Below are 14966 nucleotides of genomic sequence, written 5' to 3'. Positions count from 1 at the left end.
GCATAGCGGGCCTGTACAAATTGACAAGGCGACGCCGTGGGCCGTAGCGCCCGATGCGTGACTTCGACCGATCAGCGCTACGGGCTCGCCCGCTCCGTCACCCTGCCGGGACCGCTCAGGCTGGACGGCGGCGTGCTGCTGTCCCCTGTCGATATCGCATACGAAACCTACGGTACGCTGGACCCGGACGGCGGCAATGCGATCCTGATTTGCCACGCGCTCACCGGAGACCAGCATGTCGCGAGCAACCACCCCGTCACGGGAAAGCCCGGCTGGTGGACGCGGATGGTCGGTCCCGGCAAGCCGATCGATCCGGCGCGCGATTTCATCGTCTGCGCGAACGTGCTTGGCAGCTGCATGGGCTCGTCCGGCCCGGCCAGCGTCAACCCGGCGACCGGCCGCCCCTGGGGCATGGCGTTTCCGGTCATCACGATCCGCGATATGGTCCGCACACAGGCGATGCTGCTCGATCATCTGGGTGTCGGCATATTGAAGTCCGTCGTCGGCGGGTCAATGGGCGGGATGCAGGCGCTCAGCTGGCCTGCGACCTTCCCCGATCGCGTCCGCGCCATCGTCGTCATCGCCTCGACCGCGCGCCATACCGCGCAGAACATCGCGTTTCACGAGGTTGGCCGTCAGGCGGTGATGGCTGACCCAAAATGGCGTGGCGGCGACTATTACGGCATCGGCGGAGAGGCCACCGATCCACCCGCCGCCGGTCTCGCCGTCGCGCGTATGGCGGCACACATCACCTATCTGTCGGAAGCCGGCCTGACCGAGAAGTTCGGACGGAAACTCCAGGCGCGCGAGACGAAGACGTTCGGGTTCGACGCGGACTTCCAGATCGAAAGCTATTTGCGGCACCAGGGCATCGCCTTCGTCGATCGCTTCGACGCCAACAGCTATCTCTACATCACCCGCGCGATGGATTATTTCGATCTCGCGGAGGAACATGGCGGCCAACTCGCGCGCGCGTTCCGGACGAGCAAGGCGCGCTTCTGTCTCGTCAGCTTCGATACCGACTGGTTGTATCCGACCGCAGAATCCCGCGCGATCGTTCACGCCCTCAACGCAGCCGGCGCGCCGGTCAGTTTCGTCGAACTGTCCAGCCCGTTCGGTCACGACGCCTTCCTGCTCGAATCGCCCGAACTCAACCGGGTCGTCGACGGCTTCCTGAAGGCCCGCACATGAGCGACATAATCTTATCCCGCGCTAAAGCATTGTTACACGTGGAACAGGCGTTCGCGATGTGGGGGCCAGCGTGATGCTCCGGCCCGACCTCGCGATCATTGCCGACACGGTTGCCGCCGGTTCGCGCGTGCTGGACGTCGGCTGCGGTGACGGCGCATTGATGGCCGCCCTGCGCGACACTAAAGGCGTCGATGCGCGCGGTCTGGAGATTGCGGCCGATAACGTCGCCGCCGCCGTCTCGCGCGGCCTGTCGGTAATACAGGGCGATGCCGACACCGATCTGGCGGCCTATCCCGACGCCAGCTTCGACTATGCGATCCTCAGCCAGACGCTGCAGACCGCGCGCCGCCCCGATGTCGTGTTCGATCATCTGCTCCGCATCGGTCGCCGCGCCTTCGTGTCCTTTCCGAACTTTGCCCACTGGCGCGTCCGCGCATCGCTCCTGTGGGGCGGTCGCATGCCCGTGACGCGGCTGTTGCCCGAACGCTGGTACGATACACCCAACATCCACCACGTTACCGTGGACGATTTCCGCGCGTTCGTGGCGGACCGCGGAATTGAGGTCGAAGGCGCCTGGTTCCTTTCCGGCGACCGTCGAACGAGTTCGGCCGCCGCCAATTTCCGCGCCGAACATGCGGTATTCCTGCTTCGGAATTGATCGCGATCAAGGAACCTAACGGCTGATCGGCGGTTTTTAACGGCTCATCGCTCTTGGAAATTCAATGACCGCCACTGCCTTGATTGTCGAAGACGAGATTTTCGTCGCGCTCGATCTGGAGCGTATCCTGACCGACGCCGGGTACAAGGTGAAGGCGATTGCCGCCGATCGTTCCACCGCCTTGCAGGAAGCCGGGGAGTGCAGTTTCGCACTGGTGGACATAAATCTTCGAGACGGACCGACCGGTCCCGCGCTCGCGCAGACGCTGTCGCAGGAATACGGATTGAAGGTGGTATTCGTCACCGCAAATCCCGCGCAAATCGGCGAGGCGAGCAACGCGCTCGGTTATGTCCGCAAGCCGTTCAGCGAGGCCGCGATCCTTGCCGCTGCAGCACTCGCCAGCGCTGGCGGGGGTCATCCGGCGAATGACGATCTCGTGCTGATCGACGACGCGATCACCGGCTGACACCGGACACTCCGCACCGAAGATCGCGCACGTTTACCGGCTGAACGCTTTCGCCGGTATGCAGGCGGTGACGACCAGCCCGTTCGCCTTCCAGTCCCGTTCGACCGTTCCGCCCAACTGCCGGACCGCACTCATCTCGATCAGCTGTGATCCGAATCCGCTCGATTCAGGCGCGACCTCGATGGTCGGGCCACCAGTCTCGCTCCAGATCAGGCAAATCCGCTCGTCAGGCGAAACGATGTCCACGGTAATTTGACCGCTATCCCTGGACAACGCGCCATATTTCGTCGCGTTCGTCGCCAGCTCGTGGAACAGCAAAGCCAGCGGCGTCGCGGACCGGTCGTCGATCCGCACGTCGTTGCCGGTTACGGCGATCCGGGCTGCGCCGCTCTGCTGATAAGGCTTGAACAGTTCGTCCAGCAGACCCCGAAGGCTAGACTGCGCTGCTGCCGGGCGGGAATGCGTGCTGTGCGGCCGAACGAAATCGTGCGCACGGCCCAGTGCCATCACCCGGTCGCGCAGATCGTCGGCGATCACCCGGAATCCGGGATTGGCACGCGCTGCGAACCCGATCAGGCCGGATATCACCGCAAAGATGTTCTTGATCCGGTGGCTCAGTTCCTGCGCCACGATCTCGCGCTCTTCGCTGGCCTGCTTCTGTTCGTGAATGTCGGTGCACGTGCCGAACCAGCGGACGATCTCGCCCGCCTCGTCGCGCAACGGCAAGGCGCGCCCCAGCGTCCAGCGGAAGTCGCCGTCATGGCGGCGCAGGCGATATTCGATCTGGTACGGCTCGCCCGTCGCCAGGCTGTGCGACCACGCCTTGTGCGATCGCTCCTGATCGTCGGGATGAAACATGCCGTTCCACTCCGCGCCGTCGGTCGATCCCTCGGGCACGCCGGTGAATTCGTACCAGCGCGCATTGTAATAATCGTGATAGCCATCGGGCAGGGTGGACCACACCATCTGCGGCATGGAATCCGCCAGCACGCGGAACCGGCCGTGGCTTTCGGTCAGGGCGCGATGATTGGCATTATGCGTGTCGCGCCATGCGGCGGCATCCCGGCTGTCGCGCAACCGCGCCATCACCGCGTCCGCCAGCGTGCTCAGCCCCTGCTGCTGCAATGGCGTCAATCCGGCGCGCGGCACGGTATCGATGATGCACAGCGATCCCATCGGCATGCCGTCGTCGGCGATCAACGGCGCCCCGGCATAGAAGCGGATGTGGGGGTCCCCGGTAACCAGGGGATTGTCGGCGAAGCGCGAGTCAAGCGTCGCATCCGGCACGATCATGATGTCGCGATCAAGCATCGCGAACGCGCAGAAGCTCGTCTCGCGCGGGGTTTCCGTGTCGCACAGGCCGGTCCGGGCAAGGAACGTCTGGCGGGTTTCCTCGACCAGGCTGACCAGGGCGATCGGCGCCTCGCACAGCGCGGCGGCGAAATCGGTGAGCCGCTTCAGCCCCTCGCTTTCGCGCAGCGATCCGATGTCATGCGCGGCAACCGTGCGCAGGCGTGCCGCCTCGTCCAGCTGCCAGCCGCGCGGGGTATCGCCGGGCGATTGCCCGGTCGGCTGGTTTTCGGCATCGGTCATCGTGTCGCGTTCAGGCGGGGCGTCGTCCTTCAAAACGGTACGTCGTCGTCAAGGTCGTCGGCGAAGCTGCTGCGGCTGCCGCCACCGGCCGGCGCGTTGCTCCGGCCACCACCGCCGCCGCCGCCATAGCCGCCACCCGATCCACCGCCGGAACCGCCGCCGAATTCGTTACCGCCGCCGAAATCGTCACGGCTGCCGCCGCCACCAGCGCCACCGCCGCCGCCCTGACCACCGGCGCCGTCCAGCATCGTCAGCACGGAATTGAATCCCTGCAGCACGATTTCGGTCGAATAGCGGTCCTGCCCCTGCGGGTCCTGCCACTTACGCGTCGTCAGCGCGCCCTCGATATAGACCTTGCTGCCCTTGCGCAGATAGCGTTCGGCGACATTGGCCAGCCCCTCGTTGAACACCTTGACGGTGTGCCACTCGGTCTTCTCCTTGCGCTCGCCCGAATTGCGGTCCTTCCAGCTTTCGGACGTGGCGATGCGCAGTTCCACCACCTTGCCGCCATTCTGGAAGCTGCGGCTTTCCGGATCGCGGCCGAGATTGCCGACGAGAATGACCTTGTTGACGCTTCCCGCCATATTCCTGTTTCCTACAAACCTATTGCTGTCGCGGCCCAGTATGTAGCCCCGGCCGCGATATATGCCAGCGCGAACAGGTATCCCACCATGAACATCGGCCATCGCCAGCCATTGGTTTCCCGTTTCGTGACGGCGATGGTGGAGATGCATTGCGGCGCGAAAACGAACCACATCAGGAACGCCAGTGCGGTCGGAAGGCTCCACCGTCCGCGCAGGCTTTCCGCCAGCCGGCCTTCCCCCGCCGGTTCGTCGGGATTGTCGATCGCATAGACCGTCGCCATCGCGCCGACCGCCGCCTCGCGCGCGGCCATTGCGGGCAGCAGCGACAGCGCGATGTCGTGATTGAACCCGATAGGCTTGACGACGATTTCGATCCCGCTCGCGATGCGCCCCGCGATCGAATATTCGCTCTGCCGCTGCCCCTCGGGCGCGACGGGATAGCTCGCCAAGACCCACAGCAAGGCGACCGTCGCAGCGATCGTCGTGCCCGCGCGCTTCAGGAAGATGACCGCACGGCTCCACAGCCCGATCGCGACGTCGCCCAGCCGCGGCCACTGATATTTCGGCATCTCCATCATGAATCCGGAGGACGGCCCCGCCGTCACCGTGCGGCGCAGAACCAGTGCGGCGATATAGGCGGAGACGACGCCCAGCACGTACAGCCCGAACATCACCAGCCCCTGCAGCCCGACCAGCGGCAGCACCTCGCGGTTCGGGATCAGCGCGCCGATGATCAGCGTATAGACCGGAAGCCGCGCCGAACATGTCATCAGCGGCGCGATCAGGATCGTCGTCAGCCGGTCCTTCTCGTCGTCGATCGACCGGGTCGCCATGATTCCGGGCACTGCGCAGGCGAAGCTCGACAGCAACGGAATGAATGCGCGCCCCGACAGGCCGACGCCCGCCATCAGCCGGTCCATCATGAACGCCGCGCGAACCATGTACCCGCTCGCCTCCAGCACCAGGATGAAGGTGAACAGGATCAGGATCTGCGGCAGGAAAACCACCACCGCGCCCACGCCCGCGATCAGCCCGTCGGCCACGAACGACCGTACGAATCCGTCCGGCAGCGCGCCGTTCACCCCCTCCGTCAGCAGGGCGAAGCCGCTTTCGATCCATCCGATCGGCGCCTGCGACCAGGCGAACACCGCCTGGAACATCACGAACAACAGTCCGAGCAGCAGGATTGGCCCGCTCACCGGGTGCAAGGCGACCGCATCCAGCAGGTGTGTCCAGCGCCGACCGGTCGTCTCCGACACCGTCGCCTTCACCGACAGCGCGCGCGCCCGGCGTTGCAGTGTCACGATATCCTCGTCGACATGCCCCTCGTTCGGGCGCAGCCGCCGCACCGCGCCGCTGCCGATCGTGCTCGACATGCGCGCCTTCAATTCGTCCAGCCCGCGCCGCCGTACCGCGACCGTCGGCACCACCGGCACGCCAAGCTCGCGCTCCAGCACCGCGGCATCCAGCGTCAGCCCGTCGCGCTCCGCCAGGTCGATCATGTTCAGCGCCACCACCACCGGCAAGCCGAGCGAGATCAATTGCAACGCGAAGCGAAGATGATTGTCCAGGTTGGACGCATCCACGACGATGACGATCGCGTCGGGCAATCGCTCGCCCTCCTGCCGGCCCATCATCACGTCGCGCGTCACGCGCTCGTCCGGGCTGCTCGGGTCCAGGCTATACGCGCCGGGCAGGTCGACCAGCTCGATCGGCCGGCCATCGTCCAGCGCCAGCCGGCCCGAATGCCGCTCCACCGTCACGCCCGGATAATTGCCGACCTTCTGCCGCGCACCAGTCAGCGCGTTGAACAGCGCGCTCTTGCCGGCATTGGGATTGCCGACCAGCGCCACCAGCGGCAGGGTGGTCATGCCAGTGGTCGGGACGCGGGCGAGACGGGAACGGGGGAAACCTGGATCGCGGCGGCGACGGTGCGGCGCAGCGCGATCGTCATGCGTCCGATGCGACATGCGATCGGGCCGCTGCCGAACACCGATTTATGCAACACCTCGACATCGACACCCTCGTCGAAGCCCAGTTCGCGCAATCGCCGCGCCTCGGGCACGCTCAATCCCTGCCAGTCGATCGCTGCCACGGTCGCCTGCTGGCGCCGCGGAAGCTTTTCGAGGCTGAGGGGAATCGCACGGGTGGCGGTCGCATTCATGATGCGACTGATTATCAATAACTGGCCGGCGATGCCAGCGAATTAGTCAGACCGCCGGATAGCGCAGCCGTCCGACGAAGCGCGACAGGCTCGGGCGGTGCTGCCCGCGCGCGAGGAAACCCGCCTTCGCCTTCTCGAACCGCATGATCCCGTCGATCCGCCGCGCCAGGAATGCGCGCGTATCGGCGTGACCTTCGCTGTCATCGTCCAGGAACACCGTCACCGTCGCGGCATAGACGCCAGCCAGGATCGTGCGCTTCGTATAGTGATTGTAATCCGTCGCCGTGTCGCCCGCCGCGCGCCACATCACGTCGGCGGCATGCCAGCCGAGTTTCGCCGCGCGCGCCAGATTCTGCGGCATGGCCAGGATCGCCAGCGCGCGCCGCAGCGCCTCCCGGTCCGGTGCGACCGCCGTCAGCCGCGCCTCGACCAACGCGGTGATCCGCTCGCGAATCTTCATCGCCCCCAGCGTTTCGGGCGGCAGCAGCGCCAGCATTTCCGCATCGATATGGGCGAACCACGCCGCGATCATCTCGACCGCGCCGCCCGGAAACGCCAGCATCGCGACGTCGCGGTCGATGCCCAGCGCGTCCGCACTCGCATCCCGCGCCTCGTCGCCCCAGCCGTCGAATGCGGCATTGCTCGCCACCACCGGCGCCATCGCGGCGCGGATCTCGTCCAGCGTGGGATCGTCAGGCAGGTCGGTCATCGCGCTCGCTCCTCGATTCTGTCTTAGCCGGTCGCCGCACCAGCACCAAGGCCACCGCGACCAGTACCACCCCGATCACGTCGGCCATGCCCAGCCGCTCGCCATACACGCTCCACCCGATCGCCGCCGCCACCACCGGCTGCGTCAGCAGTGCCAGGCCCACGACCAGCGGAGAGAATTGCCCCAGCGCATAGATCATCAACCCCTGACCGATCACTTGGCTGCACAGCGCAAGCCTGATCAGCGGCGTCCAATGGTCCGGCATCACCTTTTCGCCCAGCGCCAGCGCGAAGATCAGCAAGGGCACGATCCCCGCGATGCTCGACAGCGTCAGCGCGGGCAGGGGGCCATCGTGTCGCGCACCCGCGCCATGCCGATGAAATACAATGTGTAGAGGATGCCCGCGAACAGGCACAGCAGGTCGCCGACCAGGTTGCGCGGGTTCAGGCTGTACGACTGCCCCATCAGCAACGCCGCGCCGATCGCCGCCAGCACCAGCGCCAGCCCCTGCGTCCGGCTCGGCCACGCGCGCGCGATCAGGAAACCGTAGAGCGGGAAGATCAACGTCGCCGAATTGCCGAACAACGTCGCGTTCGCCAGCGTCGTGCGCAGGATCCCCAGATGCCAGCTTGCCAGATCCGCGGCGAAGCTGACGCCCGCCACCGCAATCAATATCCACACCGTCTTGCCCAGCCGCACGGGGCGCCATCCGCAGCCCAGCGACATCGCCAGCAGCAACGGCACCGCCAGCGTCACGCGCCAGAATCCCGCCGCGACCGGCCCGGTATCCGCCAGCCGGACGAACCATGGCCCGAACGCCAGCGCGACGTTCGCGCCGATCAACGCGAGAAAGGCGAGCGGGTGGGGGCCAGTCGATGCGCGTCCGGTTTGCGGCATGTTAGATTTTCTTGGGGTCGGCGGGATGCATGCGGCGCTGTAGCGTCCTATCTGCGATCCGTCAGGTAGCAAAAGGAAACGTGATTTGCCCAGTTTGTTCGATCCCATCCAGCTGGGCGCGATTTCCGCCCCGAACCGCGTCATCATGGCGCCGCTGACGCGCGGCCGCGGTACGAAGGATCACGTGCCGACCGAGATCATGATCGAATATTACCGCCAGCGCGCCTCGGCCGGCCTGATCATCTCGGAAGCGACCGGGATCAGCCGCCAGGGTCTCGGCTGGCCGTTCGCCCCCGGCCTGTGGAGCGACGAACAGGTCGAAAAGTGGAAGCCGATCACCAAGGCGGTGCACGATGCCGGCGGCCGGATCGTCGCGCAATTGTGGCATATGGGGCGTCAGGTGCATTCCAGCGTCACCGGCGAACAGCCCGTCTCTTCCTCCGCCACCGCGACCGACGGCCAGGCGCACACCTATGAAGGGAAGAAGCCGTTCGAGACCGCACGCCCGCTGTCGCTCGACGAAATTCCCGCTTTGCTTGACGATTACGAACGCGCCACCCGCAACGCGCTCGCCGCCGGGTTCGACGGCGTGCAGGTACATGGCGCCAACGGCTATCTGATCGACGAATTCCTGCGCGACAACGCCAATTTCCGTGACGACCAATATGGCGGCTCGGTCGAGAACCGCATCCGCCTGATGGTCGAAGTGGTCGAACGCGTCGTCTCCGTCGCCGGCAAGGATCGCACCTCGATCCGCCTGTCGCCCAACGGCGATTCGCAAGGCGTGAACGACAGCGATCCCGCACCTTTGTTCACCGCCGCGGCAAAGGCGCTGGACGAGATCGGCATCTCCTTCCTCGAACTGCGCGAGCCGGGACCCGAGGGCACGTTCGGCCGCACCGATGTGCCGAAGCTGTCGCCCGAAATCCGCAAGGTGTTCAAGGGGCCGCTCATCCTCAATTCCGACTATGTCACGGCGGAAGAAGCGCAGGCGGTGATCGATGCCGGCACCGCGGACGCGGTCTCGTTCGGCCGCACCTTCCTCGCCAATCCGGATCTTCCGGCGCGGTTGAAGGCGGGCGCCCCGCTCAATCCGATGAACCCGGCAACCATGTATAGCCAGGGGCCGGAAGGCTATACCGACTATCCCGCGCTGGAAACGCAGGACGCCTGAAGTCACCGCATCGCGGCGGGCACCAAACCCGCCGCATCCCGCTGGACACGCCCATCGCTGCCGCTATCAGCGCCGCGATGGGCGTCACAGCAACGATAATGAACACGGCCACCGGTCAGCCGATCCAGAAATTCGTCTTCGGCCGCATGCCGAAGCCGTGGGTCTCCTTCAATCTGGAAACCGGCGAACTCGTCACCGCCGACCGCGTCGACGTGGGCAAACCCGCCCCCGGCAAGTTCGCCGTCCCCGTCACCGTCTGGGTAACGCCGAAGGCGGTGCGCGCGGTTTGAGCGGTGGAAGTTAGGCGTGCCGGTCCGCGACCAAAAAGCCGGCAAAGGCGACCTTACCACCCGTTCGTGCTGAGCCTGTCGAAGCACCTGTCCTGCGCTACCCGCCCTTCGACAGGCTCAGGGCGAACGGGGCGGGCTGATTGACCCGGCGACGTGATGATCCGGTATCACCGCTCTCGCGTCGCACGACGCAGACCGTCGGTTAAAACCACCCTGCCCGTTCGTTTCGAGCGAAGTCGAGAAACCGGCCATTCGCTGCGAAGGCTGTGACGCGGCGGTATCTCCATGCCCAATAGACGGAAGGACGGGAAGGGATACCATCAACCGCCCGTTCGTGCTGAGCCTGTCGAAGCACCTGCCCCCGTGCCACGCCCTTCGACAGGCTCAGCAAGAACCAAGTGGAGTGACACCCGTCCCAGTCCCGACCGCAATCACCCCAAAGGCACGAACCGCAACGGCAATCCGTCGCGCGGCTTGGGGATCGGCCAGGCCTGCCATTCGTCGCCCGAACCCTCGTCCAGTTCGATCCGGTAGCGGCTGAGCAACCCGGCGATCAGCAGCTTCATCTGCATCGTCGCGAAATGCAGGCCCAGGCACATATGCGCGCCGCCGCCGAACGGGATCCACGCATATTTGTGCCGCGCCCGCACCGCTTCCGGGGTGAAGCGCATCGGATCGAAGGTGTCGGGGTCGGGCCAATGCTTGGCCATGCGGTGCGTGTGGCCGACATTGATGCCGACCGGCGTACCCGCGGGGATGTCATATCCCCCGAAACTGAACGACTTCAGCGCACGCCGCGGCAGCGACGGCACCGGCGGGATCATCCGCAGCGCTTCCTTGAACGCATATTCGGTCAGCACCAGCCGGTCGAGCTGACCGTGCGGCACGCCGCCATTCTCGTTCAACCCGAGTGAGCGGATCTCCACGCGCAATTTGTCCTGCCATTCGACGTTTCGGCCCAGCATCATGACCAGGCTGGTCGCGGACGAGGTGATCGTGTCGTGCGCCGCCATCATCAGGAAATTCATGTGATCGATGATCGCGGCGTCGGGCAGGGGATTGCCCGCATCGTCCGTCGCGCGGCAGAATTGCGAGAAGAAATCCTGTCCGTCGCCTGCGCGCCGCTTGGGAATCTCCCGCGCGAACAATGCGACCAGATATTCGCGCGCCTTGACGCCACGGCGCATCTTGGTGCCGGGCAACGGCACGCGGATCGGGTCGATCGACGCCTGCACCTCGTCGACGAACGCCTGGTTGATCCGGTCCGCCTCCGGCCCCAGCGGCATGCCGAAGAAACTGTCCGCCGCCAAATCCAGCGTCAGCTTCTTGATCGCATCGTAGAATTTGATCGGCGTGTTGCCCCAGGTCGAAACCTGCGCCGCGATGCCCGTGCTCATCGCCTCGGCATAATGCCGCATCGGTTCCGGCTTGAACGCCACCGACAGCACCTTGCGATCCGCGCGATGGTGATCGAAATCCATCAGCATCAGCCCGCGCGGAAACAGCAGGTTGAGCATCGGGCCCCAGCCTTGCTCGGACGAGAATATCTTCTCGCGGTCGAACAACACCAGCTCGTTCGCATCCGGCCCCAGCAGCACGACGTTCGGCCCGCCGAAACTGTTGTTGCGGTATACCGGCCCATAGGTCGCCGCCATCCGCTTCCCGAACCCCACGGGATCCTTCAACAGCCGCAACGTATTGCCGACGATCGGCAGGCCATCCTCGCCCGGAATGAAATCCAGCACGCCCTTCTTCTGGCGCGGCATCCAGTGCGGGTTGGCCTTGAAGCTGTGAGCAAGTGCCATGCCGTCTCTCCCTTACTGACATTGGTATCAGTAAGCGGCGGCGGTCGGCAAGGCGGGATTTTGGGGTGGGAGGGCGCACCGCCTCCGCTACATCCGATCTGGCGTGTACGGAACGAACGGACCGCCCCATGGCCCCCCGTCACCCCGGACTTGTTCCGGGGTCCACCGTCCCGCAGATGAAACGGAAAGTGGCTCGAACCGTGACGCTCGCTGCACCGTGGACCCCGGAACAAGTCCGGGGTGACGGGCAGGGCCGCAAGGAGAAACCCGCCCCAAACGTCCTCCCGTTCGTGCTGAGCCTGTGGAAGCACCCCGAACTCACGGCCGGACGCTGGCAGTCACAGGTCCCCGCAGCACCTCAGCGTCCCCGCGCGCGCCAATCCTCGGCGCTCTGTCCCCAGGCATCGACCCGGAAATCGGACAGCGGATCCGGCAAGGTCACCGGTCCGCCGTTGATCGATCCCAGCCGCTGGGCAAGGCGAATGGAGGGTGCATTATCAGGATGGATCGTATGGATGATATGGGACCATCCAAGAATATCGACGGCATAGTCCATTGCAGCCACGGCCGCTTCATAGGCATATCCGCGTCCGGCAAATGCTGGTGCCACGCCCCATGCGACCTCGGTGCCTGGCCACCCTTCGGGTTGCCATGGCCCGATCCGTCCGACCCACGCGCCCGTCTCGCGTTCGATCACAGACCAGTAGGAATAGCCGTTGATCGACCACGCACCGGCAATCGTCGTGAAGACTCGCCACGCCGCGCTGCGTGACTTGGCCCCGCCGAGGAAGCGCATAGTCGTCGCATCCGCACAAAAGTCGGCGAACGCATCGAAATCGCACGCCTCGGGCCGGCGCAGCGTCAGCCGTTCGGTCTGCAGGACCGGCGCATTCACCGCCGGACCCCGATTAACCGAACCGCCCCTTCAACTCCAGCATCGCGATCGCAGCCTTCGCGGCTTCGCCGCCTTTGTCCTTCTCGGTCTTGCGCGCGCGCGTCAGCGCCTGCGCTTCGTCCTCGGTGGTCAGGATGCCGTTGCCGATCGCGAGACCGTCCATCGACAGCGCCATCAGCCCGCGTGCGCTTTCGCCCGCGACGATCTCGAAATGATAGGTCTCGCCGCGGATCACGACCCCAAGGGCGACGAACGCGCTATATTGCCCGCTGTCCGCCGCCAGCGCGATCGCGCCCGGCACTTCCAGCGCGCCCGGCACGGTGATCGTCTCGTGCGTGTGGCCAGCCGCCTCGATCGCGGATCGCGCGCCGTCCAGCAGCAGGTCGTTGAGATGGTCGTAGAATCGCGCTTCGACGATCAGGAAATTCGCCATGTCATTGGCCTCCGGTGCCGGGGATGGGGTGCTCGCCTATTCTCCGCGGTTGGGTACCAGTGCGCCTGGCCCGGATCGCGCGGCTTTCGATGAGGAGCATGCTCATTCACTTGCTAGATCACACCAAAATGTGATCGTCAAGCACGCCAATCACATCGGGCCGAACGATCAGTTCGGCAAGAAAGACCGCATCCGCCCCAGATACCGCGCCAGCACGTCGATCTCGATATTGATCCGGTCCCCCGCCGCCAGCGCGCCGATCGTCGTCACATCGGCCGTATGCGGGATGATGTTGACCCCGACCGTCACCGTTCCCGCCGCGTCCTCGACCTCGTTGATCGTCAGCGACACGCCGTCCAGCGTGATCGATCCCTTCACCGCGACGAACGGCGCGATCTCCGGCCCGGCGGCGATGCGGATGCGTTTCGATCCGCCATCCTCAATCACCGATACGATCTCGCCGATGCCGTCGACATGCCCGGTGACGATATGCCCGCCCAGCTCGTCGCCCAACTTCATCGCGCGTTCCAGGTTCAGCCGGCGGCCCTCGGTCCATTGCCGGTCCGCGGTGCGGCTGATCGTCTCGCCCGACACGTCGACCGCGAACCAGTGCCCGTCCGCGTCGCTGCCCTTGTCGATCACCGTCAGGCACACGCCCGAACACGCGATCGACGCCCCCAGGTCGATCGTCGCCGGGTCATAGCCGCTGCGTACGACGACGCGCGTATCGCCCGGCGTCGTCACACTGGCGATCGTGCCGATGTCGGTGATGATTCCGGTGAACATTGGTCAGCTCCTCACGCGCTCGTAGACGTCGAGCCGATCGCTGCCAAGGCGCCGCGCATCGTGCAACTGCCACCGCCCGTGTGCGTCGGCCAGATGCGCAAGCCCGATATCCCCCAGCGTCCGCCCGGCCCCAACCAGGATCGGCGCACGGTATATCAGCAACCGATCGACGAGATCGTCCCTCAGGAACGCTGCCGCAGCCGACGCCCCGCCCTCCACCAGAACGTGATCGACCCCGTCCAGCGTTGCGATACCCTTAGGCTCCGCGATCCGCGTCCACCCCTCCGCCACCCCCAAATCGCGCGACGAAAGCACTACACGCCGTGGCGACCGCGCCTTCAGTCCCGCCAGACGCACATCCAGCCGCGGCGCATCCGCCTCAAGCGTGGCCCGCCCGACAAGGATCGCCTCGTGCCGCGCGCGTTCGACATGGGCATGTGCGCGCGCCGCTGCTCCTGTGATCCACTTGCTCGATCCGTCCGCCATCGCGACGGCACCATCCAGCGACAGCGCCAGCTTCAGCGTCACGAACGGACGCCCCAGGCCCTTGCGCGTCAGGAACCCCGCCATCGATCGCCGTGCCTCTGTCGCGCCGGTCCCGACATCGACCGCGATCCCCGCCGCCCGCAACCGCGCGATCCCCGCGCCGTCGGTCCGCGCGTCCGGATCCCCCAGCGCGATCACCACCCGCGCGACGCCGGCGGCGACCAGCCCGTCCGAACAGGCCGGTCCGCGCGTGGAGACATGCGCGCACGGTTCCAGCGTCGTATAGACGGTTGCGCCGCGCGACTTCTCGCCGGCTTGCGCAAGCGCCATCGCCTCCGCATGCGGCCGCCCGCCCGGCTGCGTCCATCCGCGACCGACGACACACTCGCCCTGTACGATCACGCAGCCGACATTGGGATTGGGCGCGGTCCGCCCGCGTCCACGCTCGCCCTGCGCCAGCGCCGCCGCCATCCAGCGTGCGTCGGTCAGATGCCCAGCTTCTTCAATTTGTCGTCCATCCGCTTGAAACCGGCCTGGACTTCCTTTTCCCGCGCGGCCTGCTCGGCGGCCCGCTTGGCCTCGATCGGCCCATCGATCTTCTGCTGCGCGATGATCTGTTCGTCGGTACGGTTCGCGGGCCATTGCTCGACATAGACGATGTTGCGCCGATAGACCGGCTCTTCATGGCTATCGATCGTGAACCCGACCAGCACCGCGCCGAACGCGAAGATGGACAGCATCAGGAAGACCAGCTTGTGCGGCGCCTCCTGCGACAGGTAAACGCGCAAGTCATTGATTGCGCGAACAATGTTGAAATGGCGGAAGAATTTCATCA

18 protein-coding genes are annotated in these 14966 nt (G+C 65.7%); 5 read left to right on the top strand and 13 right to left on the bottom strand.

The features are described from left to right. Nucleotides 1-57 precede the first annotated feature (57 nt). The 3 genes from metX (at nucleotide 58) to H5J25_RS17635 (ending at nucleotide 2315) form a co-directional block, all read left to right on the top strand. Nucleotides 58-1191 carry a homoserine O-acetyltransferase MetX gene (metX, locus tag H5J25_RS17645; protein WP_202093320.1) on the top strand — a complete coding sequence of 378 codons (1134 nt, stop codon included), beginning with the start codon at nucleotides 58-60 and terminating at the stop codon, nucleotides 1189-1191. A 70-nt stretch (nucleotides 1192-1261) separates the two neighbouring features. Continuing rightward, nucleotides 1262-1849: a methionine biosynthesis protein MetW gene (gene metW / locus H5J25_RS17640; RefSeq protein WP_225883214.1), complete on the top strand. Its 588-nt coding sequence runs from the start codon at nucleotides 1262-1264 to the stop codon at nucleotides 1847-1849. A 64-nt stretch (nucleotides 1850-1913) separates the two neighbouring features. Further along, nucleotides 1914-2315: a response regulator gene (locus tag H5J25_RS17635; protein WP_202093316.1), complete on the top strand. Its 402-nt coding sequence runs from the start codon at nucleotides 1914-1916 to the stop codon at nucleotides 2313-2315. 33 nt (nucleotides 2316-2348) lie between these two features. Here H5J25_RS17635 and H5J25_RS17630 read toward each other — a convergent pair whose 3' ends face one another. The 7 genes from H5J25_RS17630 to H5J25_RS21735 are packed head-to-tail and all read right to left on the bottom strand — an operon-like array spanning nucleotide 2349 to nucleotide 8262. Then, nucleotides 2349-3908, bottom strand: coding sequence for a sensor histidine kinase (locus H5J25_RS17630; RefSeq protein WP_202093314.1), 1560 nt, complete (start codon nucleotides 3906-3908; stop codon nucleotides 2349-2351). Between the two features lie 29 nt (nucleotides 3909-3937). Next, nucleotides 3938-4492, bottom strand: coding sequence for a single-stranded DNA-binding protein (ssb, locus tag H5J25_RS17625; protein ID WP_202093308.1), 555 nt, complete (start codon nucleotides 4490-4492; stop codon nucleotides 3938-3940). 11 nt (nucleotides 4493-4503) lie between these two features. Further along, nucleotides 4504-6363, bottom strand: coding sequence for a ferrous iron transporter B (gene feoB, locus H5J25_RS17620; protein WP_202093307.1), 1860 nt, complete (start codon nucleotides 6361-6363; stop codon nucleotides 4504-4506). Then, entirely contained in the window at nucleotides 6360-6656 is a 297-nt protein-coding gene (locus H5J25_RS17615) for a FeoA family protein (RefSeq protein WP_202093306.1), read from the bottom strand. Before H5J25_RS17615 ends, feoB begins: the two co-directional genes overlap by 4 nt. Before the next feature lie 46 nt (nucleotides 6657-6702). Further along, entirely contained in the window at nucleotides 6703-7317 is a 615-nt protein-coding gene (locus H5J25_RS17610; RefSeq protein WP_404829624.1) for a COQ9 family protein, read from the bottom strand. 31 nt (nucleotides 7318-7348) lie between these two features. Then, complete coding sequence (locus H5J25_RS21740; protein ID WP_404829553.1) at nucleotides 7349-7672, bottom strand: EamA family transporter; 324 nt, start codon at nucleotides 7670-7672, stop codon at nucleotides 7349-7351. A 23-nt stretch (nucleotides 7673-7695) separates the two neighbouring features. Continuing rightward, the gene (locus H5J25_RS21735; RefSeq protein WP_404829552.1) at nucleotides 7696-8262 is read right to left on the bottom strand and encodes a DMT family transporter; all 567 of its coding nucleotides are present in this window, start codon (nucleotides 8260-8262) and stop codon (nucleotides 7696-7698) included. Between the two features lie 85 nt (nucleotides 8263-8347). On the opposite strand from H5J25_RS21735, the gene H5J25_RS17600 reads away from it, so the two are divergent. Next, a complete protein-coding gene (locus tag H5J25_RS17600; protein WP_202093300.1) occupies nucleotides 8348-9436 on the top strand; it encodes an alkene reductase in 1089 nt (362 codons plus the stop codon). 77 nt (nucleotides 9437-9513) lie between these two features. After that, a complete protein-coding gene (locus H5J25_RS17595) occupies nucleotides 9514-9726 on the top strand; it encodes a hypothetical protein (protein WP_202093298.1) in 213 nt (70 codons plus the stop codon). A gap of 431 nt (nucleotides 9727-10157) precedes the next feature. Here H5J25_RS17595 and H5J25_RS17590 read toward each other — a convergent pair whose 3' ends face one another. The 6 genes from H5J25_RS17590 to H5J25_RS17565 all read right to left on the bottom strand — a co-directional run bounded on the left by H5J25_RS17590 (nucleotide 10158) and on the right by H5J25_RS17565 (nucleotide 14964). Next, nucleotides 10158-11531 (bottom strand): cytochrome P450, encoded by a 1374-nt coding sequence (locus tag H5J25_RS17590; RefSeq protein WP_202093296.1) that lies wholly within the window; start codon nucleotides 11529-11531, stop codon nucleotides 10158-10160. Between the two features lie 358 nt (nucleotides 11532-11889). Next, a complete protein-coding gene (locus H5J25_RS17585) occupies nucleotides 11890-12426 on the bottom strand; it encodes a GNAT family N-acetyltransferase (protein WP_202093294.1) in 537 nt (178 codons plus the stop codon). Between the two features lie 13 nt (nucleotides 12427-12439). After that, nucleotides 12440-12859, bottom strand: a complete 420-nt coding sequence (gene ribH / locus H5J25_RS17580) for a 6,7-dimethyl-8-ribityllumazine synthase (protein ID WP_202093292.1) — start codon at nucleotides 12857-12859, stop codon at nucleotides 12440-12442. A gap of 168 nt (nucleotides 12860-13027) precedes the next feature. Beyond that, nucleotides 13028-13645, bottom strand: coding sequence for a riboflavin synthase (locus H5J25_RS17575; RefSeq protein ID WP_202093290.1), 618 nt, complete (start codon nucleotides 13643-13645; stop codon nucleotides 13028-13030). Between the two features lie 3 nt (nucleotides 13646-13648). Continuing rightward, a complete protein-coding gene (ribD, locus tag H5J25_RS17570) occupies nucleotides 13649-14602 on the bottom strand; it encodes a bifunctional diaminohydroxyphosphoribosylaminopyrimidine deaminase/5-amino-6-(5-phosphoribosylamino)uracil reductase RibD (protein WP_202093288.1) in 954 nt (317 codons plus the stop codon). A gap of 14 nt (nucleotides 14603-14616) precedes the next feature. After that, nucleotides 14617-14964 carry a hypothetical protein gene (locus H5J25_RS17565; RefSeq protein ID WP_202093286.1) on the bottom strand — a complete coding sequence of 116 codons (348 nt, stop codon included), beginning with the start codon at nucleotides 14962-14964 and terminating at the stop codon, nucleotides 14617-14619. Between the last annotated feature and the right edge of the window lie 2 nt (nucleotides 14965-14966).

This window comes from Sphingomonas aliaeris (genome assembly GCF_016743815.1).
Classification (GTDB): Bacteria; Pseudomonadota; Alphaproteobacteria; order Sphingomonadales; family Sphingomonadaceae; genus Sphingomonas; species Sphingomonas aliaeris.
This window is presented reverse-complemented; position numbering and strand designations above follow the sequence as displayed.